This window comes from Streptomyces sp. NBC_00094 (assembly GCF_026343125.1).
Taxonomy (GTDB): domain Bacteria; phylum Actinomycetota; class Actinomycetes; order Streptomycetales; family Streptomycetaceae; genus Streptomyces.
In genome coordinates this window covers 84,046-108,588 of sequence record NZ_JAPEMB010000001.1, presented here as the reverse complement: position 1 = coordinate 108,588, position 24,543 = coordinate 84,046, and the positions used below count along the sequence as shown (strand labels likewise).

General features: G+C 70.0%; 20 protein-coding genes and 6 pseudogenes. 15 read left to right on the top strand and 11 right to left on the bottom strand.

Going from position 1 to position 24,543, the window contains the following annotated elements:
• Window positions 1-144 precede the first annotated feature (144 nt).
• The 6 genes and pseudogenes from OG580_RS00560 to OG580_RS00535 all read left to right on the top strand — a co-directional run.
• Window positions 145-828 (top strand): N-acetyltransferase, encoded by a 684-nt coding sequence (locus tag OG580_RS00560; protein WP_267041632.1) that lies wholly within the window; start codon window positions 145-147, stop codon window positions 826-828.
• A gap of 29 nt (window positions 829-857) precedes the next feature.
• Window positions 858-1,022 (top strand): annotated as a pseudogene (locus tag OG580_RS00555) (IS5/IS1182 family transposase); the annotation flags it as partial.
• Between the two features lie 16 nt (window positions 1,023-1,038).
• Window positions 1,039-1,431, top strand: coding sequence for a hypothetical protein (locus OG580_RS00550; RefSeq protein WP_267041631.1), 393 nt, complete (start codon window positions 1,039-1,041; stop codon window positions 1,429-1,431).
• A gap of 368 nt (window positions 1,432-1,799) precedes the next feature.
• Window positions 1,800-2,648 carry an NAD(P)H-binding protein gene (locus OG580_RS00545; protein ID WP_267041630.1) on the top strand — a complete coding sequence of 283 codons (849 nt, stop codon included), beginning with the start codon at window positions 1,800-1,802 and terminating at the stop codon, window positions 2,646-2,648.
• A 174-nt stretch (window positions 2,649-2,822) separates the two neighbouring features.
• Window positions 2,823-3,324, top strand: a pseudogene (locus OG580_RS00540) (transposase); the annotation flags it as partial.
• 583 nt (window positions 3,325-3,907) lie between these two features.
• Window positions 3,908-4,084 (top strand): annotated as a pseudogene (locus OG580_RS00535) (IS110 family transposase); the annotation flags it as partial.
• A gap of 56 nt (window positions 4,085-4,140) precedes the next feature.
• Here the strand turns inward: OG580_RS00535 and OG580_RS00530 are convergent.
• On the bottom strand, window positions 4,141-4,719 hold the full coding sequence (locus tag OG580_RS00530) for a hypothetical protein (RefSeq protein WP_267048242.1): 579 nt from the start codon (window positions 4,717-4,719) through the stop codon (window positions 4,141-4,143).
• A 669-nt stretch (window positions 4,720-5,388) separates the two neighbouring features.
• Between OG580_RS00530 and OG580_RS00525 the strand changes: the two genes are divergently transcribed.
• Window positions 5,389-6,870: a hypothetical protein gene (locus OG580_RS00525; RefSeq protein ID WP_267041629.1), complete on the top strand. Its 1,482-nt coding sequence runs from the start codon at window positions 5,389-5,391 to the stop codon at window positions 6,868-6,870.
• A gap of 227 nt (window positions 6,871-7,097) precedes the next feature.
• On the opposite strand, the gene OG580_RS00520 is transcribed toward OG580_RS00525, so the two are convergent.
• The 6 genes and pseudogenes from OG580_RS00520 to OG580_RS36250 form a co-directional block, all read right to left on the bottom strand.
• Window positions 7,098-8,069, bottom strand: a complete 972-nt coding sequence (locus tag OG580_RS00520) for an aldo/keto reductase (RefSeq protein ID WP_267041628.1) — start codon at window positions 8,067-8,069, stop codon at window positions 7,098-7,100.
• Window positions 8,070-8,232: 163 nt separating this feature from the next.
• Window positions 8,233-8,619 carry a DUF4253 domain-containing protein gene (locus tag OG580_RS00515; protein WP_267041627.1) on the bottom strand — a complete coding sequence of 129 codons (387 nt, stop codon included), beginning with the start codon at window positions 8,617-8,619 and terminating at the stop codon, window positions 8,233-8,235.
• 60 nt (window positions 8,620-8,679) lie between these two features.
• Entirely contained in the window at window positions 8,680-8,847 is a 168-nt protein-coding gene (locus tag OG580_RS00510; protein ID WP_267041626.1) for a hypothetical protein, read from the bottom strand.
• Window positions 8,848-9,116: 269 nt separating this feature from the next.
• A pseudogene (locus tag OG580_RS00505) lies at window positions 9,117-9,393 on the bottom strand (transposase); the annotation flags it as partial.
• Between the two features lie 6 nt (window positions 9,394-9,399).
• A complete protein-coding gene (locus OG580_RS00500; protein ID WP_267041591.1) occupies window positions 9,400-10,149 on the bottom strand; it encodes a transposase in 750 nt (249 codons plus the stop codon).
• The gene (locus OG580_RS36250) at window positions 10,073-10,594 is read right to left on the bottom strand and encodes a transposase (protein ID WP_354006214.1); all 522 of its coding nucleotides are present in this window, start codon (window positions 10,592-10,594) and stop codon (window positions 10,073-10,075) included. Before OG580_RS36250 ends, OG580_RS00500 begins: the two co-directional genes overlap by 77 nt.
• Before the next feature lie 65 nt (window positions 10,595-10,659).
• On the opposite strand from OG580_RS36250, the gene OG580_RS00495 reads away from it, so the two are divergent.
• Together OG580_RS00495 and OG580_RS00490 are read left to right on the top strand one after the other, a co-directional pair.
• On the top strand, window positions 10,660-11,037 hold the full coding sequence (locus OG580_RS00495) for a MerR family transcriptional regulator (RefSeq protein WP_267041625.1): 378 nt from the start codon (window positions 10,660-10,662) through the stop codon (window positions 11,035-11,037).
• Window positions 11,038-11,789: 752 nt separating this feature from the next.
• Window positions 11,790-12,005: pseudogene (locus OG580_RS00490) on the top strand (transposase); the annotation flags it as partial.
• 591 nt (window positions 12,006-12,596) lie between these two features.
• Here OG580_RS00490 and OG580_RS00485 read toward each other — a convergent pair.
• Window positions 12,597-13,661, bottom strand: a complete 1,065-nt coding sequence (locus OG580_RS00485; RefSeq protein WP_267041624.1) for a Gfo/Idh/MocA family protein — start codon at window positions 13,659-13,661, stop codon at window positions 12,597-12,599.
• A gap of 309 nt (window positions 13,662-13,970) precedes the next feature.
• Window positions 13,971-14,945, bottom strand: coding sequence for a LacI family DNA-binding transcriptional regulator (locus tag OG580_RS00480; RefSeq protein ID WP_267047843.1), 975 nt, complete (start codon window positions 14,943-14,945; stop codon window positions 13,971-13,973).
• 305 nt (window positions 14,946-15,250) lie between these two features.
• On the opposite strand from OG580_RS00480, the gene OG580_RS00475 reads away from it, so the two are divergent.
• Window positions 15,251-15,928, top strand: a complete 678-nt coding sequence (locus OG580_RS00475; protein WP_323182675.1) for a class I SAM-dependent methyltransferase — start codon at window positions 15,251-15,253, stop codon at window positions 15,926-15,928.
• A gap of 866 nt (window positions 15,929-16,794) precedes the next feature.
• Here OG580_RS00475 and OG580_RS00470 read toward each other — a convergent pair.
• A complete protein-coding gene (locus OG580_RS00470; RefSeq protein ID WP_267041622.1) occupies window positions 16,795-17,313 on the bottom strand; it encodes a hypothetical protein in 519 nt (172 codons plus the stop codon).
• Between the two features lie 41 nt (window positions 17,314-17,354).
• Window positions 17,355-18,164, bottom strand: a pseudogene (locus tag OG580_RS00465) (RNA repair domain-containing protein); the annotation flags it as partial.
• 235 nt (window positions 18,165-18,399) lie between these two features.
• Between OG580_RS00465 and OG580_RS00460 the strand changes: the two are divergent.
• The 5 genes from OG580_RS00460 (at window position 18,400) to OG580_RS00440 (ending at window position 24,232) form a co-directional block, all read left to right on the top strand.
• Window positions 18,400-18,573: a hypothetical protein gene (locus OG580_RS00460; RefSeq protein ID WP_267041621.1), complete on the top strand. Its 174-nt coding sequence runs from the start codon at window positions 18,400-18,402 to the stop codon at window positions 18,571-18,573.
• 577 nt (window positions 18,574-19,150) lie between these two features.
• Window positions 19,151-19,621 carry a ricin-type beta-trefoil lectin domain protein gene (locus tag OG580_RS00455; RefSeq protein WP_267041620.1) on the top strand — a complete coding sequence of 157 codons (471 nt, stop codon included), beginning with the start codon at window positions 19,151-19,153 and terminating at the stop codon, window positions 19,619-19,621.
• Window positions 19,622-19,913: 292 nt separating this feature from the next.
• Window positions 19,914-20,564, top strand: coding sequence for a DUF6338 family protein (locus tag OG580_RS00450; protein ID WP_267041619.1), 651 nt, complete (start codon window positions 19,914-19,916; stop codon window positions 20,562-20,564).
• The gene (locus OG580_RS00445; protein ID WP_267041618.1) at window positions 20,561-20,710 is read left to right on the top strand and encodes a hypothetical protein; all 150 of its coding nucleotides are present in this window, start codon (window positions 20,561-20,563) and stop codon (window positions 20,708-20,710) included. Before OG580_RS00450 ends, OG580_RS00445 begins: the two co-directional genes overlap by 4 nt.
• Before the next feature lie 3 nt (window positions 20,711-20,713).
• Window positions 20,714-24,232 carry a CHAT domain-containing protein gene (locus OG580_RS00440; protein ID WP_267041617.1) on the top strand — a complete coding sequence of 1,173 codons (3,519 nt, stop codon included), beginning with the start codon at window positions 20,714-20,716 and terminating at the stop codon, window positions 24,230-24,232.
• The last annotated feature ends 311 nt before the right edge of the window (window positions 24,233-24,543 follow it).

The window sequence follows — 24,543 nt, the reverse complement described above, 5'->3', positions numbered from 1 at the left end:
GCCGGCCTCAAGCGGAGAAGTACCACCCCGCAGCCGTATACAGGGGTGGGCCGGACTGGCTGTCGTCCCGTCTCAGCGGGGGCGGAGTTACCGAGATGTCGGACCGGTCGAGCCGAAGACTGCGCTCCGGCCCGGTGGCGGTGGGTGCCGGATCACCCGGGCCGCGTCCGCTACACCCTCGCGCCGAAGCCGGCGAACGATCTGGTCGAGTCAGCTGACGAGAAGCTGCTGAACAAGACCATCGCCGAGCTTCCCGGGCAGCTGCACAGTGACGTGGCCAGTGCACGAGTATCATCTGACATGACGTATGTGATCACCGCCGCTCACCCTGACGACGCTACGACGTTGGGGCCCTTGCATCTGCGGAACTGGCTGGAGAACTACCCCAACGCAGCCGCGGGTGTCGATGAGTCCTGGATCCGTGAGCACCGTGGTTCGTCCGCCACCGCGGAAGGCATCACGGAGTGGCGGGAGTTCATCGAGGTAGCGAACCAGCACCCTGCCCCGCACTTCTGCCGTGTCGTCCGGTCCGAGACGGAGATCGTCGGCTATCTCTGCGGTCACTGGGAGGAGTCGGTCACCCTCGGACCGATGTATCTGCTGAGCGATGCCCAGGGCCACGGGCTCGGCGACCGTCTGATGGCCGAGTTCTTCACGTGGGCGGGACCGGCACGCATCCGCCTGGGGGTCGCCGACTACAACGGACGGGCGATCCGGTTCTACCTGCGCCACGGCTTCGAGATCACGGGAGAGCGTTACCTCTGGCGAGGAAGAATGCCCACCCTGCCCATGACCCGCGAGGCACTGTCAGCCGCTGACCTTGGGTGAGCGCAGACATCGGCCCGCGCCGCAAACACGGGAGGCGGCGACGCAACAGGGCCATCGCCGAGATCCGTAGCGTCGGCGAACAGACCATGGCCACTCTCGAGAGTTGCCGCCATCTGCGAAAGCTCCGCTGCGGCACCAACCGGATCACCGATATCGTGAAAGCCGTCGTCGTCCTTCACCAGGCCTCAGCCTGAGGCGAGATAAGGCTCCATGAGTTTTGACATCTTCGTGTTGCGGTTCGAGAACGGTGAGCCGGCGACGCTGGACATGAGAGCAGCGCACGAGGTCCTCGGCCCCTATGTGGTGGCGCGGGACCCCCAGACGGGCTTCCTGCTGGTGAGTACGGCAGAGGGGGAGGAGGCGGGTGTGTACGTCAACAGCCCGACCGGCATCACCTTCAACCGTTTCGGAGGGGAGGGGATCATGGACCTCCTTGCCGTCCTGCTCCGACGCCTGGATGCCGTGCTCGTCGTCCCGGGCGGGCCGACCATGATCCAACGGGACGAGGACCGCGAGCTTCTGCCCGCCTCCCTCAGGGCCGAGTGGCCCGTCGTCGTGGCCCGTACCGGCGCGGAGATCGACCAGGCGATCCGGGCTTCCTGAACGAACGGGCGAGCGGCCTGTCCCTGCTGCGTGTCACCAGGAAGAAACGGCCCCGTCGGCGCAGCACGGGCACGGCCGCCGGCCGGCACGCCCCCGCCCCAGCACACACGCCGGATCCGATACATCGACAAGCGGGCCATGGCCACCTTCACAAGCCCGCGCCTCCTCCTGAGGTGGGGAAAGCTCACTCTGACGGTGCCTTGGATGTGGCCTTTCCGGTCGCCAATCGGCCTGTGACACCCGGTGACCGATGTCGTTTCGGGGGCGGGCGCGGCATCTGATGGAGGTTCCGGTCGGCCGGCGCTTGACCTGAACCTAGGTTGATGTATGAGAGTCGTGTCATCGAACGGCGAGACGAGGAGATTGCGATGACACAGCCCAGGATCCTGGTGACCGGCGCGACGGGAAAGGTCGGCGGTGCGGTGGTGGCCCAACTGCACGCGGCGGGTGTGCCCGTGCGGGCGCTGGTGAGGGGGGAGGCGGACTTCCCGGAGGGTGTGCAGGCGGTACGTGGCGATCTCGGTGATTCCGCATCCCTGGGCACGGCTCTGGAAGGTGTCGATACGGTCTTCCTGGTGTGGCCGTTCCTGAGCGCCGAGGGCGCGTCGGACGTGATCGACGTGATCGGGAAGCGCGCTCGACGGGTGGTGTACCTGTCATCCGCCGGGGTCGGGAGCGAGAAGGAGGAGCCGGACGAGGCGATCACCATGTTCCACACGGAGCTGGAGCGGCTGATCGAGGCATCGGGCCTGGAGTGGACGGCGCTGCGGCCCACGGGGTTCGCGAGCAACACGCTTGGCTGGGCGGAGGAGGTGCGTACCGGTGCGGTACGGGCACCGCTGGCAAGGCTCGCCCGCCCGCTGATCCACGAGGCGGACATCGCCGCGGTCGCCGTCCAGGCGCTGACGACCGACACCCTGCTCGGCGCCCGCCCCCTGCTCACCGGTCTCGAACTCATCACCCAGGAACGGCAGGTGGCGCTGATCGGCGAGGCGATCGGGCGGCCGGTGCGGTTCGAGGAGGTCTCGCTGGACGAGGCCGTCGAGCAGATGAAGGCCGCAGGCTACCCGGCGGAACTGGTGGAGGCCGTGTTGCCGGCCCAGGCGAAGATGCTCGAGAACCCTGAGCCGGTCAACGATGCGGTGGAGCGCATCACGGGCTCCCCGGCCCGATCCTTCCGGGAGTGGGCGGTGGACCACGCGGCGGACTTCCGCTGAGAGGGACGCCAGTACAGCTCCTGCGCGCCGATCCGGCCGAGCAACTCCTCGAACCCGTAGGCCACATGGTTGTCCGATCAGCAACCCGACACTGATCCACTGCCGGGTCACCTCTCCCAGCCCGCGGGCCACCATCTCGAGCGCCGTGGGGGCTTTCTTGATCGTTTGACGGGCGTGGGACGTGGCGATCTGACCGACGAGAAAGGGGCTCGACTGCTGCCGCACCTACCCGCGAATGGCGGGCGGTGCGGGCAGCGGAGCGACCACCGGCGTGTGCTCAACGGCACCTACTTCCGCGAGGGCACCGGCGTACCGGGGCGCGACCTGTCCGCGCGCCACGGGAACTGCAGGACGGTCTACGAAACTCATCGGCGCTGGTCTCCGGACGGGACCCGGGACCGGATCCCGGATTCTGAAAGCTGTCCCGACCCGCGCCGATGAGGAGGGCCGTCTGGACTGGAGCGAGGTGAGCGTCGACTCCACCACCCGCCGGGCCCACCAGCACACCGCAGGGGCGCGGAAGACCGTTCCGACCAACGGTTTCAACGAACGGGCGGTCCCTGCCCGGCACCGCACTGAAGAAGGGCTCGTCCGGTCCCGCGGCGGGCTGACGAGCAAGATTCATCTGGCCGACGAAGGCAGCCGCCGTCCACTCGGCTCGCTCATCACTCCCGGTCCAGCCCACGACGGGAGTGCTTTCGAACACGTCATGGCCGAGGGAGAAGAAGGAGGGCACGGTCACAGCTGCTGCCGCTGCCGTCCGACTCTGGTCAGTCGAATGACCAAGACTGCGGTTGTCGCGAGTGAAGCCGGCGTCCCCGATGCACATGCGAGCGCCGCGTCCGGGCCGCACCCGGCACAGGTCCGCACAGGTCAGAAGCGCGACGGTGGAGCGACCTCTGCGAACTTCCACCGCAATGGGCACACTTCGGGAAACAACTGCTCGTCGGCGAGGATCAACGCGCCTCGCAACTGAGCTGCGCGGCCCAGGCAGATCACCGTGTGCCGTTGATCCAGCGTCCGGACCTGGTAGATCGGCTCATCGGATTCTATGCATCCTCCTTATGTCGCCTCCGGTCTGCCTGCCGGTCGGACCGCTCGCTCACCGATGGGACATCTACGAGCAGGCGGGTGATTTCACGAGCGGCCCCCAACCTCGCCGTCAAAGGGGCTGCACCCAAAGACCATTCACCGGACACGGCCCAGTGCGCCCCGCTTGCTCGCGTTCGAGAGCGCCACCGGAGAAGGGGGCGGGATCCATGGACGTGTTCTGCGCGATCGACTGGGCGGAAGGCCACCACGACGTCGCGATCACCGGCACCACCGGCAAGCTGCTGGCGAAGTGCCGGACCGACGACGACCTGGACGGCTGCCAGTTGCTACTGGACCTGATGGCCGACCACGGCGACAGCGCGGAGACGCCGATCCCCGTGGCCACCGGCCAGCCGCCCGAGCTCCGTAGACATCGACGGGCAGGTCTCGCACGTGCAGGTCAACGGTCGTACATGCCGCGGCAGAGTTCTGCGGCGCCCATCGGCGCACCGATCCGTCGAGCCTCGGCGCAGAGGGTCCGCATCTCAGGCACCTGCCCGGACGGCGGCCCCTGTCGGCGGACCGGCGCGGGGATCCGCTCCTTCTTCGGTACGGCCCGGGGCTTCGCGCTCCCGCCGCCCTTGCGCGCGGCGGGCTTCTGCGGCTTCTTCGGCGTGCTGCTTGGGCGCTGCGGGGCACCTGCGCGCCGGGCCGGGCGGAGGGGTGGTTCCTCCGCCGTACGATCCGCCGCCGCGGGCCGCGCGGCCGGAACCGCCGGTGGAGCGGGCGTCGGGGGAGTGGGCGCCGCGGCTGGCGGGAGAGAGGCCGGGTGGGGTTCGGCGGCGCCGAGTTCCTCGCGCGGTGCGGCCGGGGTGGGATCCGTCCAGGTGGGCAGCGGGGCTGGGGGACGCTCGGCAGCAGGGGCGAAGTGGCCCGGCCGGTCCACCGGTGGACGAGGCGCCGGGGCTGGAGGGACGGCCACGCAGCCGCTTGCGACGAACACGGCCAGGGCGAGGAGCACGGTACGGCGAGGGTTCATGACCGCCACGCTGCCGGAGACAGGAAGGGGCCGGTGGGCGGCGCGGCCCGCGGCCACCGGGACGAGTGACCCGGCGGGCCTGGATGTGACCGGTCCCAGGGGAGGACGGGGGACCGGGGCGGAGAGAGGCACGGCTGGGTGTGATGCGCTGAACAGGCGCCCACCGCTCCCCACTCCACGGGAGAGTGATCACTAGCCTGCCTGTTGGAACAGGCAAGGCGCGGGGACATGGCGTTGCTCGGCGACTCGGTGTTCACGCTGGGGAAATGGGCCGGTCGGCCCAGCACTCGGGTGCAGAAGGACTCCGGCGCTCCCGCGGTCGGTCGGGTTCGGGAGAGCACCGCGGCCGGGAACTGGATCGCGGTGCGCTGCTCGGTGAAGCGACGGGACCGGCCGCCTCCACCCTCCCCCACCTGCCGCCCCCTGCTCCCTCTGCCTGCCCGTCTCGACTGGCCACCCATCGTCGAACTCCACCTGCGGTCCTGCACGCCGTCCGCGGTGACGGAGCTCAAGCGGCACGGGTGCTCGAAGTGCGTCCGATTGCATCCTGTTGTGCGGCAAAAGGGGAGGTCAGAGGGGAATATTTCTGGTTGACCAGGGTTCCGGTACGGGCGATAGTGACGGTCGCGGCCGCGTTCGTCCGGCCTGCTGCACCAGGGGTGGGGACTCTTGAACGACAACAACGACAACAACGACAACAACGGCAACAACGACAACGTGCGTGACGACGTGCGGGGGCGGGCCGACGCGCTCGTCGCCGCGGGCCGGCCGGCCGAGGCGCGGGCCACCGCGCGGACCGCGCTTGACACCGCCGGGCCCGACGCCGGGCTCCTCCTCGCGCTCGCCCGCGCCCATATGGCCGAGGACGACGACGACCATGACGACGACGCCGAGCGGGTCTTCCGTGAGGGTCTGGACGCCTTCCCGGACGACATAGGCCTGCTCGCCGGGTACGCGGAACTCTGCGCCCGCACCGACGCACTGGACCGGCCGGGGCGACACTCCCGCGGCCCCGTCCTCCTGGCTCGTCTGCGGGAACTCGCGCCGTATTCACCGGAGTTGCTGCGGGCCGAGACGGCGGGAAGCTCCGTTTCCACGAGCGCCAAGGACAGGGTCTCGGTGCGCCGGGTACAGTCGTTCGACGCGGCCCGTGCCTTCGCCGAAGCGCCCACGCCTCAGGCTGCCGCCGCTCAGGCGGCACACTGGGCAGCCGCGGCCCCGCACGATCAGCGGCTCGCCGTGCTTGCCGAGACAACGGCCGCCCTCGCCGCCACCGGCCGGACTTGGCCGCGCCTGCTGCTGCGCCGCGGTCTCGAATACCGCTTCGCCGCAGGTGTGGTCGTCGCTGTGCTGATCGTCCTGCGCATCACCGTTCTGCCGGCCATGCCGTACGGCATGGCGGCGGGAGTGTGGCTGCTGCTGGGCCTGCCGTTCCTGGGTCTCCGCAAACAGCTGCGGGCCGCCCGCGAGCGAGCGGCCGAGCGGATGGCCGCAGCCGTGCCCGAGGCCGTACGGGACGAGGAGGCGGGTGCCGGGGACGACCGGTTCGGACCGCCGGAGCTGCGGCCCGTGCCGCGCGTGACCCCGCGCGAGTACGCGTTCGCCGGGGCCGGAATCGCCCTCCTGCTGGTTGTCGGCGCCGCGGCGTACGCCTCCTCCCTCGCCTACCCCCGCTACGACATCGTCGCCCACGACACCTTCCGGGGTCTGCAAGGCTTCGACCTGCGCGAGGAGTTCGACCCGTTCGGGGCCGTGCCCAATAGCGAGAAGAAAGGGTCGACGGCGCGGGTGTACGTCGCCGAGGACGCCGGTCCTGACGCCGCCGCCGAGTACCTGGTGGCCGTGACGACCGGAGACTTCCACGAGATGCGGGAGTCGTACGTGTACGACGACGGGATCCTCCCCGAGGGAACGCAGCAGTTCGGCATCGTCCATGACACCTGGCGGGCCGAGGCCGGCCCGCACGGCGCCTGGATGCGGTGCCTCACGTACACCGAGGTGGCCACCGGCACGAGGCGGGCGACGTGTCTGTGGGGCGACAAGGGCAGCATCGGCATGGTCTTTTTCACGGCTGCGGACAAGAACCGCGACGCGGTCGAGGACACAGCCCGGTCCATCGGCGCGGACTTCCTCCAGCCCGCCGAGGACTGACCCGACGCAACGAGACCGGAGCGACGAAACAGCCGCCACCCCAACCCCACCCCGTGATGGTCTGCGGGGGAGTGTCAGTGGAGGCTCGTCCTCTGGTTGTCAGCGGTGCAGCCCCAACGACCTGGTGGTTCCCACGGACGAGGTGCGCCGTGTCCGCCCTCGCCGCAGGGGGCCGCGAAGCGCACGCCGCCCGCGTCCGGCTCCGTCCCGGACGTCCAGGCCAGGCCTTACGCCTGGTCGAGATGGGCGCGCTGAGCCGGGGTCAGATCCAGCTCGACGGCGTCCAGGGCCTCGTCGAGCTGGGCGACGGTCGAGGCCCCGACGACGGGCAGGACGGGGAGGTCGCCACCGAGCAGCCAGGCGAGGACGACTTGGTTGGCGGTCGCGCCGGTCTCGGCCGCCACGTCGCGCAGCGCCGCCAACTGGGCGGCTGCGCCCGGGTGATCGAAGCCGCTGGGGAGGGGCTTGGCGGGGTCCGTGTACGCGCCGGCCAGCAGGGAGGTGTAGGCGAGCAGCGTGACGCCGGGTTCGCTGCGGATGTAGTCGAGCAGTTCCGGCGTCGTGTGCTCGCAGGAACCGAAGGTCGCGCCGGGCCGGGGTCGAAGGTAGGTGTACTGCTGCTGTACGACGCTGTATTCGGCCACTGCCTGCTCGCGGGCCAGCGCACGGGCCCGGTCGATGCGCCAGGTGGCCTGGTTGCTGACGCCCAGGACGTCCACGGTGCCATCGGCGACGAGTCCGCCGAACGCCGCGACCGTCTCGGCCAGCGCCGGCCGACGGTCCTCCATGTGCGCGTACAGGACGTCGAGCCGGTCGGTGCCGAGCCGCTTGAGGCTGCCTTCGACGCCGGCCTGGATGGCTGCCGCCGACAATCCCTCTGCGGTGCCCGGCCACTCGCCGGGGCCGGTCGGCCGGGCGCCGACCTTGCTGGCCAGCACGACCTCGTCCCTGTTGCCACGGGCGGCGAGCCAGCGTCCGATCACCAGCTCGCTCTCGTCGCCGTTCGCGCCGTCGAGCCAGAAGGAGTAGCAGTTGGCGGTGTCGATGAAGGTTCCGCCACGTTCGACGAACCGGTCCAGCAGGTCCATCGCGCGCTGCTCGTCGATGCGGGTGCCGAACGGCAGGGTGCCAAGGCAGATCGTGCTCACCGTGGGGCCGGGGGTGCCGTCCGCGCGCAGGCCAAGGGTACGGAAACGCATGGGAGTTCCTCTACAGAGACACAAGGGAGTGGGGTTGGGCCTTCGGCGTGGGGCGCCGGGAGCCATGGAAGGAACGGTGCCACCTGGAGCGCGGTCCAGGTCAAACCACTCGGCTGGCCCTTTAATGGCCCATTCTCTTGGTCCATGTCGATCCGAGAGGGACTCAGTCCCACCAGAAGGACCACATCTGCTTGCCCATGATGTGGTTGGCTGCATACGCGCGGAGGGTCTCGTCGTCGCCCTGGGTGATGCTGTCGGATGAGAACGCGAAGTGTTCGGCGGAGATGGATTCTGCTTCACTCATCGTCCTGACGGGTGCCGCGACTGAGACAATCAGTCGGTCGTACCCCAGTCCCACAAGCCGGGCACCGAAACGCTCTTCCCAAGACCGCAGGACTACGCGCATCTCCGACATGTCATAGGGCCAGCAGCCGGCGCCTGCCAGACCGCGTTCTTCCGCCAGGGCAGGCAGCTCCGTGCTGCAGTAGGCCCTGTCTAGGAGGTATGGCTCCCAAGCATCGTCCTCATCCTCTGTTAGCTCGGCCAGCACCTGCGCCGCTACTTGCTCGGCGTCCGGCCAGGGTTCGGACGGCGTGACTGCCAGTCCGGGCTACTGAACGCCGAAGGGAGCGACCACATCATCGAACGAAGCGGGTTCGCCGAAGAGGTCGACGACACTGTCCCGGCCGGGGTAGTACTCGTCGGCATGTGCAGTTTCCTCCTGAGCGTAGTTCCCCCAGCTCTCGCCCAGGATCTGGTCCGCTGTGCGTTCGTGCATGGCTAGTCCCCACCCTTTATGTGAAATCGCCGGGAAGTTACCAGCTGCCTCTGACAGCACCAGGGATGCCTGGCTCCCGGACGCATCTCGCCACGTCGTATAGGCCCACCCCGCCATCCGTACCAGGGCACAGGCCGCCGTCGGCGAGTACCAGGCCGCGAGGCACTGGGGGAGGGAAGGTCGCCTACGACGTCGGCAAGCTCGGGTGTCCCTTCCAGGCTCTCAAACGCCAAGGTGTCATTTCACTTGGTGAGTCGGCGGTAGCTGATGCGGAGCCATCGCCGCAGGTGAGGGTAGTCGTGGCCCTTATCGCCATGGAGCTTGTCGGGCCGTCTACGGCGGGGTCCGCGGCGGCTGCGGATCGGCGGTATCGACGCGACGAGCGGCTTCAGCGCGAGACTGTCATGGGTGTCGGCCGTGGAGATGGCGACCGCGACGGCAGGCCGGTCCGGTCGGTGATCAGGTGAATCTTCGATCCGGTCTTGCCGCGATCGGTCGGATTCGGTCCGGCCAATAGCCCCCTTTGAGAGCCCGGACACTCACTGAGCATTTTCAGCGTTGACGCTCAAGGGTGAGGATGGCTGCGGCGATGGCGGTCATGCGGTTGGGGCTGCAGCGGGCCCGGCGGAAGATTCGCCAGGACTTCAGCCTTGCGATGCTTCGTTCGACCGGCGCCCGTGCCGCCGACAGGGCCCGGTTGATCGTCTGCTGGGTCGTGGTGAGGTCCCGGCCGGGAAGCCGTCTGATCGGTGTGGTCACCCAGGGGCCGGCGCCGATGTAGGCGCGGTCGGCGAGGACGGGGACGCCCTGGCGTTCGCAGATCCGGATGATGCGGTGGGTACGGGCCGCGGTCAGGTCGTGCGTGCGGCCGGGCAGCGCGGGCGAGATCCACAGCAGCTTGCCCGCGGCATCCGCCACGACCTGCACGTTCACGCCGTGACGGCGGTGCTTCTGCGAGAAGTCCGCCCGGCTGTCGCCGACCCGGTCACACTCAGCGAGCGTCCCGTCGAGCAGGACGTAGTCCGGATCGGCCTCGCGCAGGACCCGCAGGAGACCGGGCGCCCGGCCGGACAGATGCTCGACGACGGCCGTGACGTAGGCGTGGGCGGTGCCGACGGATATGCCGAAGCCGGCGGCGATCTGCGCGAGCGTGTCGTGCCGGCGAAGGTAGACCAGGCCCACAAGAGCACGCTGGTGGGGCGGCAGCTTGCAGCGGCGGTCACCCTCACGGGTGACGATGAGCATGGATACCCACTCGACCAGAGCATGAGGCAGGTCGAGTGCGGCAGGATAGGGAACCAACGAGGCTCCTGCGCTGATGAGTTGAGACGTCGAACACCTCTCTCAACGGCACAGGAGCCTCGTGCGTTGCGGGACGCTGGCCCGTCACCCGATCAGTGGCCACTCTGAAAGAGCTCACTGAGCCAATGGCAAAGCGCGACCAGTCCAGATCGCCCTGGGCACCGAGTTCGTCCAGGATGACTCGGTGGAGACGGGCCCAGACCCTGTCCTTGCTCCAGCGGGCGAAGCGCCGGTAGACCGTCGGCCAAGCCGGCCCGAACAGCGGCGGCACGTGCCGCCGCGTGCAGCCTGACGTGGCCACGAACACGATCGCAGCCAGACACTCACGATCCCCGGCCCGCCGACGACCACCTCCCTGCGGCCGCACCACCACCGTTTCCGGCACCACCCTGCGGAAGAACTTGCACAACTCATCCGGCACCAACGGCTTGGCAAGACTCGTCATGCCCAGCGTGACGCGCCAAGCCACCTAAGGAAACGGCGCCTTACCGCCGATGGCATGATCCCCGCATGAGCGCACCCACGACCGAGTACCTGACCCCGGCCGAGACGGTTGAACGGTCCGGCTTCAGCCTGGACACCCTGCGGTACTACGAACGCATCGGCCTGCTGGGCACCGTCCATCGCTCGCACACCGGCCACCGTCGCTTCACCCAGCACGATCTTCAGTGGCTGGCCGTGCTGCGCTGCCTGCGCGACACCGGGATGCCGATCGCCGAGATGCGGCGCTTCGCCGGACTCGTCCGCGACGGCGACGGGACTTTTGCCGAGCGCCTGGCCTTGCTGGAGCAGCACGACGCGCAGGTGGAGGAGCACATCGTCCACCTGCGCGGCCAGCAGGCATACGTCCGCGAGAAGATCGCGTTCTACCGACGGGCATTGAACTGACGCATTCTCAGTTTCTGCTTCCCGATCCGCACGACGGAGTCGGCATGGCATACGAAACGTGACCACCCCGGCCGCCGACTCGACCGACTCCACAACCACACCGGCCAAATGAGGCGGCAATCGTCCCACGAAGTGCCGTGCATCGACCTCCTGCCAGGTGAACAGCACCCGGTCGCCGACCTCCACGGCGTCCGCATACGTGCCCAGGCACGGCTTCACCTCGCCCCGCCCGCATCTCCGGAACCTTCGTGATCAGGCGTGCGGCCGCGCGGTCCAGCGGCTCCATCGCCCAGACCACCGCCACCAGGCCGTCCACCGCCACCAGGCCGTCCACCGCGACAGCGGCCCGCAGCCGCGCACGGTCCGACGCCGGCGGCCGGCGGTGTACGAGACGCCCTACCGTGCCGAGAGTCCACGGGCGGCTCGCTTGGCGTGCCTGTCGGTGGTCATGACCGGTCGGTCTCCCGGCAGCGGACCACCGCATCTGCCGCCGTGGCATGGCTGGACCACGAAAGGAACTACGGAGCAGTGCTGACGCCGCGTGAGGCCTAACGACTCCTCACAGAAGGAGGGTTCTGGATCTTAGGGAATGACGGTGTGCCGGTTTTCGTGGATGTCGGCCGAAGGGGGTGCGAGCCAGTCGAGATGAGGAAGACCGCTGCCAGACCGTGGGAGATAGACGACGAGTTGTGGGCACGCATCGAGCCGCTGCTGCCGGCCGTCCCGCGTAATCCGCGGCGTCCAGGTCGTAAGCGTCTGACTCGAGCCACATCCGGGCGATGAAGGGCGGGTCGGCCACCGGTCCGTCCCCGGTGGACCGGGGTAAGGCCGGCAGCAAGCACCATCTGATCGTCGAGGCGCACGGCATCCCGGTCGCCGCGATCACTACCGGAGGCAACCGGAACGACGTCACTCAACTGATCCCGCTGATCCAGGGCATCCCGCCGATCCGCGGCAAGCGCGGCCGGAGGCTCTACGCCATGCCGGAACCCCCGACGAAGAGGTCCCGTGACAGCCGCATCCACCTGACCGCCTTCGACCTGGCCACCGGTGCCCCCGTCTGGGGCGGCACCCCCGACGACGACCGCCTCGACGGCGACAGCGGGTACCGCCTCCTCGTCCAGGACGGGACGCTCACCGTCCTCACCTCGCGCCGCAAGGGCCCCTACCGCGTCCGTGTCCTCGACCCGGCCACGGGCGAGCAGCGCGAGATCCGCGACCTCCCGGACGACGCGGACTCCAGGGACGAGATCTTCATGTACCAGGGCCGACTCGTCGTCGCCCGCTACGGCGGCGCCTACTCGACGGGGTCCAGTCTCTTCACGGCCTACGAACGTCGCTGACACGCCGCGGCACAGCCGCCACCCGCGCGTCGCTCCTGATGCGGGCGTGACTTTTTAAGACACCTCCTTGGCCGCATCCTGCGCCTCGGCAGGGTGGCATCGGTGGGCTGTGAGCAGGTCGGCTGCGGTCGGGCCCGTAGCTGTTGTTGATGTCTTCCGTGATCTGGTGGGGGGAATGCCCCTGGGGCACTGTGCGGGTGCCCCAGGGGGTGTGGGTCACTCTCCGGGGAAGGTGACGTCGATGTCGCGTCGGATACCGTCCAGGACATGCATGATGCTCAGTGTCTCGGCGAGCGGCATCAGGTCGGATTCCAGCTGCCCGGCGCTGATGCAGCGGGCGGCTTCGGCGGCTTCGTAGCAGAGCCCGCCATCGAGTTGCGGAGGGACGTAGCTGTCGATCAGCTCGTTGTCCCGGCCGATGAGCCGGACCGCGGCGGGTCCGTAGAACGGGCCGTCGATTTCCAGGCGGGCATGTGTTCCGGCGATCGACGCCGTGGTCGGAGTACGGCCGAAGAGGGTCGTGTTGAGCAGTGCGTGGGCTCCGGATTCGGCGGTGACGAGGATCGACGCCTGGCCGTCGACACCGGTGGATGTCTTTGTGCCCACCGCCTTGACCGAGGTGAACGGCCCGAGCACCATCGAGGCGAAGGAGACCGGGTAGATACCGAGGTCCAGGAGTGCTCCGCCCGCCAGTTCGGGCGCGAAGTGACGGTGCTGCACCTCGGGGGTCATCGGCTGGCCGTGATCGGCGATGACCGTGTGCACCTCGCCGAGCAGCCCGGCGTCGAGTACCTGGCGGACCACGTCGATGTGGGGCAGGAAGCGTGTCCACATCGCCTCCATGAGGAACACCCCCCGCTCCCGGGCGGCTTCGATCAGCTGCTCGGCCTCATGGGCGTTGCGGGTGAACGCCTTCTCCACGAGTACGTGCCGGCCGGCCTCGATTGCCTGCAGGGCCTGCTCGAAGTGGCCTGAATGCGGCGACGCGACGTAGACGATGTCCACAGCATCGTCTGCGACGAGTTCGGCGTAACTGCCGTAGGCCGCCGGGATGCCGAAGCGGTCGGCGAACGCGCGGGCACGCTCGGCGTCACGCGAGCCGACTGCCACCACTTTCTGCTCGGTGTACCTCTGCAGCGCTTCGACGAAGTAGGCCGCGATCCAGCCCGGGGCTATCACCCCCCAGTTCAGAGCCGGTGCGTCATGAGGAGAAGGCGTCCGGGGTGCGGGCAGCGCCCTGCGGGCCGCCTCGTGGGTGTTGCCTGAATGGTCCTGCGTCATGGGGTTCCTTTTCGGCTCGGGTGCGAATGCGGTGTGCGCGGGAGCGGCGATGCTGCCTCGGATCTCGCGGTGCGCATCTCCTCGTGCGACCTGCGGCGGACACCCGGCGTCCGCCCTGCGGGGACGCTGAGCAATCGGTGTGGAGACGTGGGAGCGGTCTTGCCTTCTTCGTCGGAGGCAGCCGGTCCGGGGAGGCAGCCGGGATGGCTGGCCGTCCTCTCGCGCAATCGATTGCGCAACGATATGTCGGGTGCGCCGCAGGTTGTCAAGCCCGACGGCCGACTAGCTGGGGTGCGGTCCCGAAGAGGATCAGACGGACTCGCGCAGGACGAACCGCGTGCGCAGAGCGACCTGTGACGGGCTGACGCGGCCTTCCAGACGTTCCAGGAGCAGGCGTCCGCAGGTCGATCCCACCTCGTAGGCGGGATAGCGGATCGTGGAGAGCCGGGGGCGCACCAGGGAGGCGAGCTCGATGTCGTCATGGCCGATCAGCGCCACGTCGGAGGGGATCGCGAGGCCCATCTGCTCCGCCGCTTCCATGGCGCCGATGGCGGTACGGTCGTTGACGAACGCGACCGCGGTCGGCGGCTTCTTGCGGCTCATCAGCCGACGCAGGCCCGCGGCACCGGCTTCGCGGGTGTGCTTCCCGCGCACGACCAGGCCGGCCGGCAGATCCAGCCCGTGACGCCGGGCTGCGGCGCGGAACAGTTCGAGGCGAGGGTCACCGCCCGGTGTGCCCGCCGGCCCGACCAGCATGCCCAGTCGCTCGTGGCCCTGCCGTGCGAGATGAGCTACGGCCTCGTCGACGGCCTCGCGGGAATCGGCGCGCACGTGGTCCAGGTCGCTCCACTGACTGTCGGCGCTGATGACGACAGGGATGTCCGCTGCCCGGATGGCGTCGAAGTCCTCCGTGGTCAGCCACGAGGGGGTGATCACCACTCCGTCGAGCCAGCGCTTGACCGCGTCGTCGAGGAAGTGCAGTTCTTCCGCGCGCTCCGCGTTCGTGTTGCAGACGACGACGTGGTAGTCGCCCGGGCGCAATGTGTCCTGCAGCCCGCGTGCCAGCTGGGCGTAGAACGGGTTGGCGATGTCCGGGATGATCAGGGCCACGGTGCTGGAACGCCCCGTGCGCAGGCTCTGCGCCACCGTGTTCAGCCGGAACCCCAGCTCGGCGATGGCAGCCTGCACTGCTTCTCTCTTGGCGGGAGCCACCGGGCGTTTGCCACTCAGCACGTAGGAGACGGTGGTCACCGAGACCCCTGCGGCACGGGCCACATCGCTCATCGTCACAGGCTGGTGTTGCATCGTCGACCTTCTCCTTCTGTGCCTCGGACGCCATGGGCCCTGCCGGACGCAGTGTCGGCGTTACAGCCCTAGGCATGCCGCAAACGATTGCACATCCTCGACGGGCGACGACAGGCGCATCACCCAGCGTAAGAGGGCCACCCGGGAGAACGCTGCGCCATCCAGTACGCCGACGGCACCACCGAGCACGTCGAGATCAGGCACTGGCGACGTGCCGTCCAGGGCCTTCCACCCGCACGCGATTCAGGTACCGGCTGCAGCGCGGAGGGCGGCCCTTGCGGCCTGTGCACCTCGGGAGGCGGCGCCGAGGCTCCGCCACCCCGGCCGAGTACTGGGACAAAGCCCTTCAGCGGAGGGGGAGCCCAGCCCCGGCCGGGGCTTTCGACGGGACGGGGCTCGCCGACGGCGGGCCCGGCGCTGAGCTCCTCGGCACCCCGGCCACGGCTCTGGACTTCGGGCCGGCGGAGGGAGAGAACGCCGCCGTCCTCGCCCGCACGGGGGTGGAGGTCACCGCCGTGGACTTCTCGGCCGTGCAGGTCGAGCGCGCCCGACTGCTCTGGGCCGGCGAGCCCCGGCTCACGTTCGTGCACGCCGAGGCGTGTGCGTTCCTCGATCAGGAGCCCCGCCGGTTCGACGCGATCTACTCGACCTGGGGAGCGGTCTGGTTCACCGACCCCGAGGACCTGTTCCCGCGTGTCGCCGAGCCCCTCGCCTCCGGCGGCGTGCTCGCCTTCTCGCACCGCGAACCGGTCGCCGGACACTATGGCGCCCAGCAGATGGGCGGGAAGTGGCTGGAGGGCCGCGAGACCGAGCTGACCGTATGGCGATGGCAGTACGGGCCCGAGCAGTGGGCCGACACCCTCGAGTGCCACGGCTTCACCGCCGTCGAGGCGAAGGTGCTGCCGAACCCGGACCCGACCGCCCTCGGCACGCTCCTGATCACCGCCACGACCGCGCCCTGACCCACCGCGCAGCAGTGAAGCTCCGGCGCGTGCCGGGGCTTCGCTGTGTGGCCGTAGGGGAGGATCGGAACGACCAACCTCTGGGAACGCCCCCTCGGGCGTAGCTCCCAGCAGCTGCTCGGCGGTGAGCGCAACGGTGGCCACGTTGGGACTGATCCACGTACCCACCTGATCGGCGAAGCCCCGCTCCGCCAGGTACACAAGGAACAAGCCAAGTTCCTCGCGGGGCGCCGGCCCAGATGCTTCCGCCGTCACTTCACCCCTCCCTTCTCGGCGGCCGCAGCACCAAGGTCCTGAACACGGTCTTCGATCCACGTCACCTGGCTGGGATCACGACGCAGCCAACCATGCTCCCGATCGGAAGTCCGGAAAGGCTGTGCACCGTGCGGGCGGCGAATCCGTCGAACAGATCCAAGCCCGGCTTCGCCGCCCGTCGGCACTCAGCGACGACACCCGCCAGTGGCTCCCGGAGTCGCTACCAGGCGGTCCGATCCTCCCCAAGAGGCCTGTGTGAACCGGCCACTCCCCGACACGGACTGACGGGCCGTACGCGCCGATGGCCTCCCGTGGGGAGCCGGGAGGCGGGCGCGGCCAGGCTGCCGCGGGGCGGTGCGGGGCCGGGCCGACGGCCGCGCACCGCAGGGCGGGGCTGCGGGGGCCGCTTGTCGTTCACCCTGCCATCGCGCCGGCCGGGTGCGCCAGAGGCGTGCACGGACCAGCCACCGGCATATGCGGCAAGGGGAGCGGCGGTCTGCGAGCCGCCGGCCGACGCCACGGAGATCCACCGCGACCTCGGACGGCCGCACGCCGCCTTCGCCTGGAACACGCAGGCCGACGCCATGCCCTCCGAATCCTGAAACGATCAGTTAGCCGCGTTGGAAGCCGTCGACGGCCATGTAGACGTTGAAGGCGAAGAGGGAGAGGCCGACGAGGAGGAACGCCAGACAGAACAGGGTGCGGAGCACCTTGCGGATCCACGAGTACGCGGCGAACGCCTCGCCGGGCCTGTCCGGGTGGTAGGCGACCCGTCTGGTCGGGGCGTTGCCCGGGACGGAGGCGGTGCGTGCCGTGCCGTGCAGGTCGGTGTAGGCGTAGCTCCGGGGGCCGCGGTACACCGCCTCGACGGTGATGCCGTACCGGGGCAGGTACCACTCGTAGTACGGCATCCTCGTCGCGTAGAGACCGAGCACGGCGATTCCCAGGGTCACCGGGGTGCCGATCAGGAAGAGGACCGCGAGGAACCCCGACCCCACGATCGCCATCGCCACGGCCACCCCGACGGTCACGATGCCGACGGCCCACGCACAGAGCTTGAGCTTGTGCCAGTACGCCTCATCCTCGGACTCCGCCGGATCCCCTACGGCGCCCGCTATAACCCCGGCCACCCCCGCCCCGAGTTGCCCGGAAGGGCCGGACTCTCCGGGTGACGTACGTCGCCGCTGCCGAGCAGGACGCGGGCCCGGACCCGCATCGGCCCGTCGCCGCGCCGGGAGAGGAGGACCAGCTCGTCGACCCGGGCCGTCATGGGGCCGAGGAGGGCCTCCGCCTTGCGGGCGAGAGGGTGTGGGTCCGGGGTACGGCCGAGGGACAGGTGCGGGGTGAAGCCGTGCGCGTGCGATCCGCAGAGCGGGAAGCGGAGATCCAACGACTCCCGCAGCCGCGCCCAGGGCTCGTGGCCGGCGGCGGCCGGGTCGATCCAGACGGTGGCGTCCTCGCGGTGTCCGAACCAGTGGACGCCCGCAAGGCGGGCGGTGAACGGCGGCGTCTCGGCGAGCGCCGCGGCAACGAACGGCAGGGCCCGGGCGAACTCGGCCTCGGGAACGAACCCGAAGAGCACGTTGACGTGCGGCGGCCAGCGGTGGATCTGCCGGTCGTGTTCGCGGCGAATGTGCTGGATCGGCGGCCACAACTCCGCCGGCGGCAGCCAGGCGACGGCGGTGCGGTTCGTCGACGGGACGGCGAGGACATCGCCGGGTGCCGGGGCGGGCACGGGACCGACCTGCCCGACGAGGGTCTCGTCGAGCCGGTCGACGCCGGAGGCGCGGTCCCAGACGACCTGGCCGTCCGCCTCGAAGAACACCACCCGGTGCCAGGGAATCTCCCCGCCCGGCACGAAGTCGCCGAGCAGGACCCGCTTCGGCGGGGCCCCGCGCTCGGCGATCCCCATCACGAACCGCTCAGGGTCGAAGCGCGGGTCCCAGAGAACCCGGTGGTAGATCTCGTCGCTGGTGTGCACGTCAGCACCTGCCCTCGACTATCAGGGTGACGCGCGCCCGGCCGGCCCCGCAATTCGGCTGGGAGGTGTCTCGGGCACCAAGATCAATCGCGCCGATAACCACGGATCGATTGATCCCCGAGGCCGGAACCTCGCGGGGTATGGCCTTGGGGTACATCGGAAACGGGCCGCCCCGCCCCCTGCCGATCCCGGACCGGCGCCAGAACCCGTTCTCACTCAGAGCGGGGCGGCCTCTTTGCCCGAGGGTGGCCCGCCCCGTCCCCGCCGTGAGCGGACCGAGCGTACGCTCCTGCCGGGGATCGCGGATGTACGGATCTGCGGCGACGAGGCGACCGTCCGGGCGTACGACGACGGCCGGCGGGCCTATCTGCAGCTGGACGCCGGCTGCACCGACCCCGGCAGTGACTGATCGCGATGACGGTCCGGGCGATGGCCACGCCCACTTCCAGGCGCAGGGAGTCGCCTTCACGGAGCACCTCCAGGAGGATCCGGCCGAGCGCTTCCAGGTCGAAGGAGTCCGCGTCCGGTTCCTGGTGCTGGTCGTCCCCAGCGGTGACCGGGACGATGACGCGTTCGGCGACATGCGGGAGCAGCCGGCGCAGCTCCGATCCGAACTCCGGCTCGACCGCGTGCGCGGCGTCGACGTCTTTGCTCACGAGCCGTACGTCACCGCCTACCGTAACGCCCTCGTCGGCGCGGACCAGATCCCGCCGGCACCCTCCGACTGTGCTCGGTGTCTTCCAGCGGGGCGACGGCTGACCAGCTGTGGCGGAAGTGCCGGGTTCTTCGTCCACGGGGGCGAGGCCTTATCGGTGCGGCGGATCTCTGGGCTCGCTCGCCCTCCAGTGGGCGGGGAACAGGTCAGTCCAGCTGCCGAAAACCGGTCAGATGCCGACAGTCCTCTGGCAACGGCAAAGTGCCCGACCTAGCGCATCGAGCGCATCGAGCGCATCGAGCGCGGGAGTCCGGCGTTCAGGGGGACACGCATGGCCATGCTTCTTCGTTCAGCTTCCAGGCGGAGCGGGCTCGTCTTTGCCACGGTGGGTCTCCTCTGCCTCACTGGCAACGGCACAGCCACTGCGGCACCTTCCTCAGGTGAGATCAAGAACCTGAAGACCACCTGGTGCGTTGACGACAGCAACCTCGGCCTCCGGGCCCACCCCTGCAACGGCTACCCGTTCCAGAACTGGATCTACAAACCGGCCTCCAACGGCAACGTTGGGCTGAAGAACGCCGGCACGGACCGGTGCCTTGACGACAGCGTGAACGGACTCCAGGCAATCCCCTGCAATGGGCTGCCGTTCCAGCGCTGGAGGCTTGTCCTGGACTCGAAGAAGTGGGCCTTCACGTTCGTCAACGAGGAGACCGGCCGCTGCCTCGACGACAGCATCAACGGGCTCAAAACGCTCGACTGCAACTACAGCGACTTCCAGAAGTTCGCGTGGCAGGGCCAGTAGCGACGGACGAGAGCCACCGGCCTGGCAACGACTGGTGAGCGACCCCGCCCGTCGGTTCCCGCGCCGTCTCGGCGCGCGTCACAGACGAACACCCGGGGTCAGCGGTGAAGCGGGGCAGGGTCTCGAAGGTGGGCACGGTGGTCTTCCTCGGGCCGCACGGCGAAGCCCCCGGCGAGGTGCCCGGGGTCACCGAGCGATGGTCCCAACTGCCGTGTTTCGTACCGTCGTTCGCGCTCAGACACGCAAGCCAGTAGCCTGATCGAACGGAGCCCGTGAGTCATGGGGGTGGTGAGTGCAGGCGCCTGCGACCGTCGTGCAGCTCGCTCTACTCGTCCTTCTGGTGCTGCCCGGGGTCACCTATCAGTTCGTCCGGGAACGCCGCCGTGGGCCGGTGCCCGGTGAGCGTGATCTGGGTGAGCGGGTGCTGCGGGCGATCGTCGCGTCGATCGCGCTGGACGCCTTGTACGCCGTGGTGGCGGGGCCGGCGCTGGTTCGCCTGGCGCGAGGCACCGGCGGAGGCTGGGACGGCTTCGTGGAGCGGCCGCGAGAGGTCGGCTTCGTCGCCGTGGTGCTGTTCCTCGTCGTGCCGGCCGTGGCGGCGGTCATCGTTTCCCAGGTGGATCGGCAGCGGCGCAAGGCTCGGTTCCTGCGCACGCCCAGCGCCTGGGACCACGCGTTCCGCGACCGCGAACCGTGCTTCGTGCGCGTGCGGCTCAAGGACGGCAACTGGGCGGGCGGCTGGTACGGCAACCGGTCGTACGCCTCCTCGTACCCCCACCCGGCCGAGCTGTACCTCGAATCGGCGCGCGTGATGGGTGCCGACGGGTCGTTCGGCGCGCGCGTGCACGGGACGGCGGGCCTGCGGCTGCGGGCGGAAGACTTCGACGTGCTGGAGTTCGTCGAAGCCGGAGAACCGGCGGTCGTGCCGGGGGAGGAGCGATGATGGCGGACGAACCCGAGCTCTCGCCCGAAGAGGCGGCGCTGCTGCAGGAATCCGCACAACGCGGCTACACCCCGAAACGCACGGTCGCCGAGCCGGACGAGGCGCCCGACGGCCCGGCCGGCACCTCGAACGGCAACGAGGACTGACGCATGGGTGGCGGGCCCGCGAACGGCCTGGCCGAGCGGTTCTGGGAGGCGTTCCACGTGGCCCGGCACAGCGCGGACCCCGCGTCGGTCGAGAAGGCGATCGGCCTCGGCCATGCCCTGCTGGCCGCCGAGGACGTGGCCGAGCGCCGCTCGGTCCTGTCGAATCTCGGAGGCCTGCTGCAGACCCGCTACCACCAGACCGGCGACTTCGCGTTCCTGCAGGAAGCCGTCCGGGCAGTCACGGAGGCCTACCTCCTGGCGTACGGAAGTCCGGAGGCTTCGGCGGGCTACGCCAACAACATCGGCATGCTGCTGCACACCGCGTTCCGGCGGAACCAGGACCGCGAAACCCTGGCCGACGCGCTGGACTGGAGCCGGACGGCCGTCGAGGAGGAACCGTCCACGAAGAAGGCGTTCTACCTGGGTAACCTCGTTGTCGCGCTGCGGACGGCGTTCACCGTGACGGAAGACCTCGCCGCCCTGGCGGAAGCAGCCGAGCACGCGCGGGCCGCCGTCGCATGCTCCCCCGATGACGTGTCCACCGCCAGGAGCCTGCACTTCCTCGCCGTCGTCCTGCGCGACTGGTCCCATGAGACAGGGGAGACCGGCGTCGTGGAGGAAGCCGTCGACGCCGCGCGGCGAGCGGTGGAGCTCACGCAGGCCGGGTCGTCCGACGTGCTCGACCGGTTGAAGAACCTCGCGTACCTTCTCGACGACCGCTACCGGGCTCGCGGAGCGCGGGATGATCTGGCCGAGTTGCTTCGGGTCCGGAAGACGCTGGTGGCCCACACTCCGGTCACCGATCCACGGCACTCGCAGAACCTCTCCGAGCTGACGACCACGGAACGAGACTGGGCCACGCTCACCGGCGAGCGCCCGAAATCGAACCGTGGCTGGGAACGCGCCGATACCGAAGCCGAAGTGTGCGGCCGGTACGCCGCCGAGTTCAAGCAGACCCGGGACTCGGCCCTGCTCGACCGGGCGATCGAGCTCGGGCGTTCGGCGGCGGCGGCGACCCCCGCCGGACACCCCCGTCGGGGCGTGCGGCTGGACCACTTCGCCACGGCGCTGGCCACCCGGGGCGAAGAGTTCGGGGACCACGCCGCGCTCGCGGAGGCCGTCAGCGTCGAGCGGGAGGCGGTCGCGTGCACGTCGGCGGGCCATCCGCTGCGGGTCCAGTTCATGGGCAACCTCGCCATCAACCTGAACGCGTTGTTCCACGCGACCGGAGACCTGGCCCACGTCATGGACGCGATCGACGTCGCCCGCCGTGCCGCTGAGGCCACGGCCGGGCAGGGCGACCACCCGCGGTCGCTCGGGATCCTCGCCGTCGTGCTGCACAACCGGTTCCGGGTGACCGGCGAGCTGCAGGTGTTGTCGGAGGCGGTCGACCGTGCGCGGGAGTCCGTCCGCCTCGGCGCGAGCCTGGTCGCCGAGCAGGCCCAGCGGCTCTCCAACCTCGGCGCCATGCTGTCCGACTGGTTCACCAGGACGGGCGAGGCGAGCGTGCTCGACGAGGCGATCGCCGCGCACCGCGCGGCCGCGGATGTGACGGCGGACGACGACCCGGGCCGGGCCGTGCGGCTCGCCAATCTCGGCGGTGTGCTGGGGATGGCGTACGAGAAGTTCGGCGACCGGAACGCGTTGCGCGACGCGATCGCTGCGCGTCGCGCGTCCGTGGCCGCGACTCCGCAGGACAGCCCGCACTGGCCCGGGTACACCGCGAGCCTCGCCGCCGCGCTCGGCGACTGGTGCACGAACCCCGCCGCACCCGCCGTCGCGCGACGGGAGCCGCCGGATCCGCAACTCCTCGCCGAGGCGATCGGCCTGGCCCGGAGTGCGGCGCGGAGGCCCGAGCAGGACGCCTATTCCCGGGCGGGTTTGCTGACCCGCGTCGCCAACGTCCTGGCGCTCGGCTACCGGCACCTCGGCGACGGCGACGCGCTGACCGAGGCGCTCGGCTGCTACCGGGAGGCTGCGGCGTCTGCCGGATCGCCGACGGAGAGCCGGGCGGAAGCGGCGGACCGGTGGGGCGATCTGGCCGCCGAGGCCGGGCAGTTCGACGCGGCCGCCGAGGGGTACGCCGCCGCGGTCCGGCTGCTGCCCCGGCTCGCCGGGCGCCGCCTGGGCCGCGAGGACGCCCAGTACTGGCTCGGCCGCTTCGCCGGGGTCGCCGCCGACGCGGCCGCGTGCGCGCTGGCCGCCGGCGACGAGGTGAGCGCGGTGACCCTGCTCGAATCCGGACGCTGCGTGCTCGCCGCCCAGGCACTCGACAGCCGCGGCGATCTTTCCGACCTGCGCGAGCGGGCGCCCGAGCTGGCCGAACGCTTCCAGACGCTCACCGCGGAGTTCGAAACCGACACCACGAGCGACCGCGTGGCCCTCGCCGACGAGCTCGACGCGGTGACCGACAGGATCCGCGCGCTGCCCGGGATGGAGCGGTTCCTACGGCCCCCACTGCTCACCGACCTCACCGCGCAGGCGCACGAGGGCCCGATCGTGTACGTCAACGTCAGCCGGCACCGGTGTGACGCGCTGATCATCACTCCGGACGGGGTCCGGTCACGCGCGCTGGACCGGCTGAGCGAAGAGACCGTGAGTCACCGCGTACGCGCTCTGCACACCGCGTTCACGGAGGGGCGGCTGGCCGCCGAGCAGGCGATCCATGACACGCTCGAGTGGCTGTGGGACACCGTCGCGGGCCCTGTGCTCGGCGAACTGGGGCTGACGGCGCAACCGGCGGCGGATGGTCCGTGGCCAAGGATCTGGTGGGCCCCGGTCGGGTCGCTCAGCCTGCTCCCCCTGCACGCGGCGGGCCACCACCGCGACGACGGACCTGTGCTCCTCGACCGGGTCGTCTCCTCGACGACGCCGACGATCCGCGCTCTGGGCCACGCCCGCGCGGGCCGCCGCGACGACCGGAACGAGCCGCGGCTGCTGGTGGTCGCGATGCCGCGCACTCCGGACGCCCCGGACCTGCCTGGCGCACAGGCCGAAGCCGACCACCTGGCCGCTCTCGTACCCGGCGCCACGGTCCTGGTCGGCGCGGACGCGACTCGTGACGCCGTTCTCGACGCCTTGCCGGCCAGCGGCTGGGCGCACTTCGCCTGCCACGGGTACAGCGACCCGGACAACCCTTCGGACAGCCACCTCGCGCTGCACGACCACGACCGCGCTCCGTTTCGGGTGCTGGACCTTTCCCGGCTGCGCCTGCGGAACGCGGAGTTCGCGTTCCTGTCGGCCTGCGACACGGCCCGCACCACCGTGCGCCTGTCCGACGAGGCGATCCACCCGTTGGCGGCCTTTCAGATAGCGGGGTTCTCCCAGGTGGTCGGCACGCTCTGGCGCGTCGACGACGTCGTGGCACCAGTCTTCAGTCAGCAGATCTACGGCGAGTTGATCGCGGATCGATCCGGTGCGTTGTGCGCGTCGGCGGCGGTCCATCGCGCGGTCAGGCAGCTCAGGAAGAAGTATCCGAACCTGCCTTCGGTGTGGGCCGCGCACGTCCACGCGGGAGCCTGATGACGCGCACTCCGCCGTGGCGGAGGTTGATCCGCAGCCGACTCGGCCGGCTGCGTCGGTAGCGGTCATCGGCATCCGCTCATGGCTCCCCTTTGTGTCAAGCCTTGGGCTCACTTCGACCTCGGGCACGAGAGGCTCCGGGGCGGCCTCGCCGGCGCTGAGTCCAAGATCGGCCGGATCGACTCCGCGGCAGTCGGCGGGCCGGTTCTGCTGGAACTGCCCACGCCGCGGCCTGCCCGGTAGGGGTGATCAGGTCCTACGCGCAACGAAAGCCGGCATGCGCAGCCTGTCCGGCGAGTCACGAAGAGCTC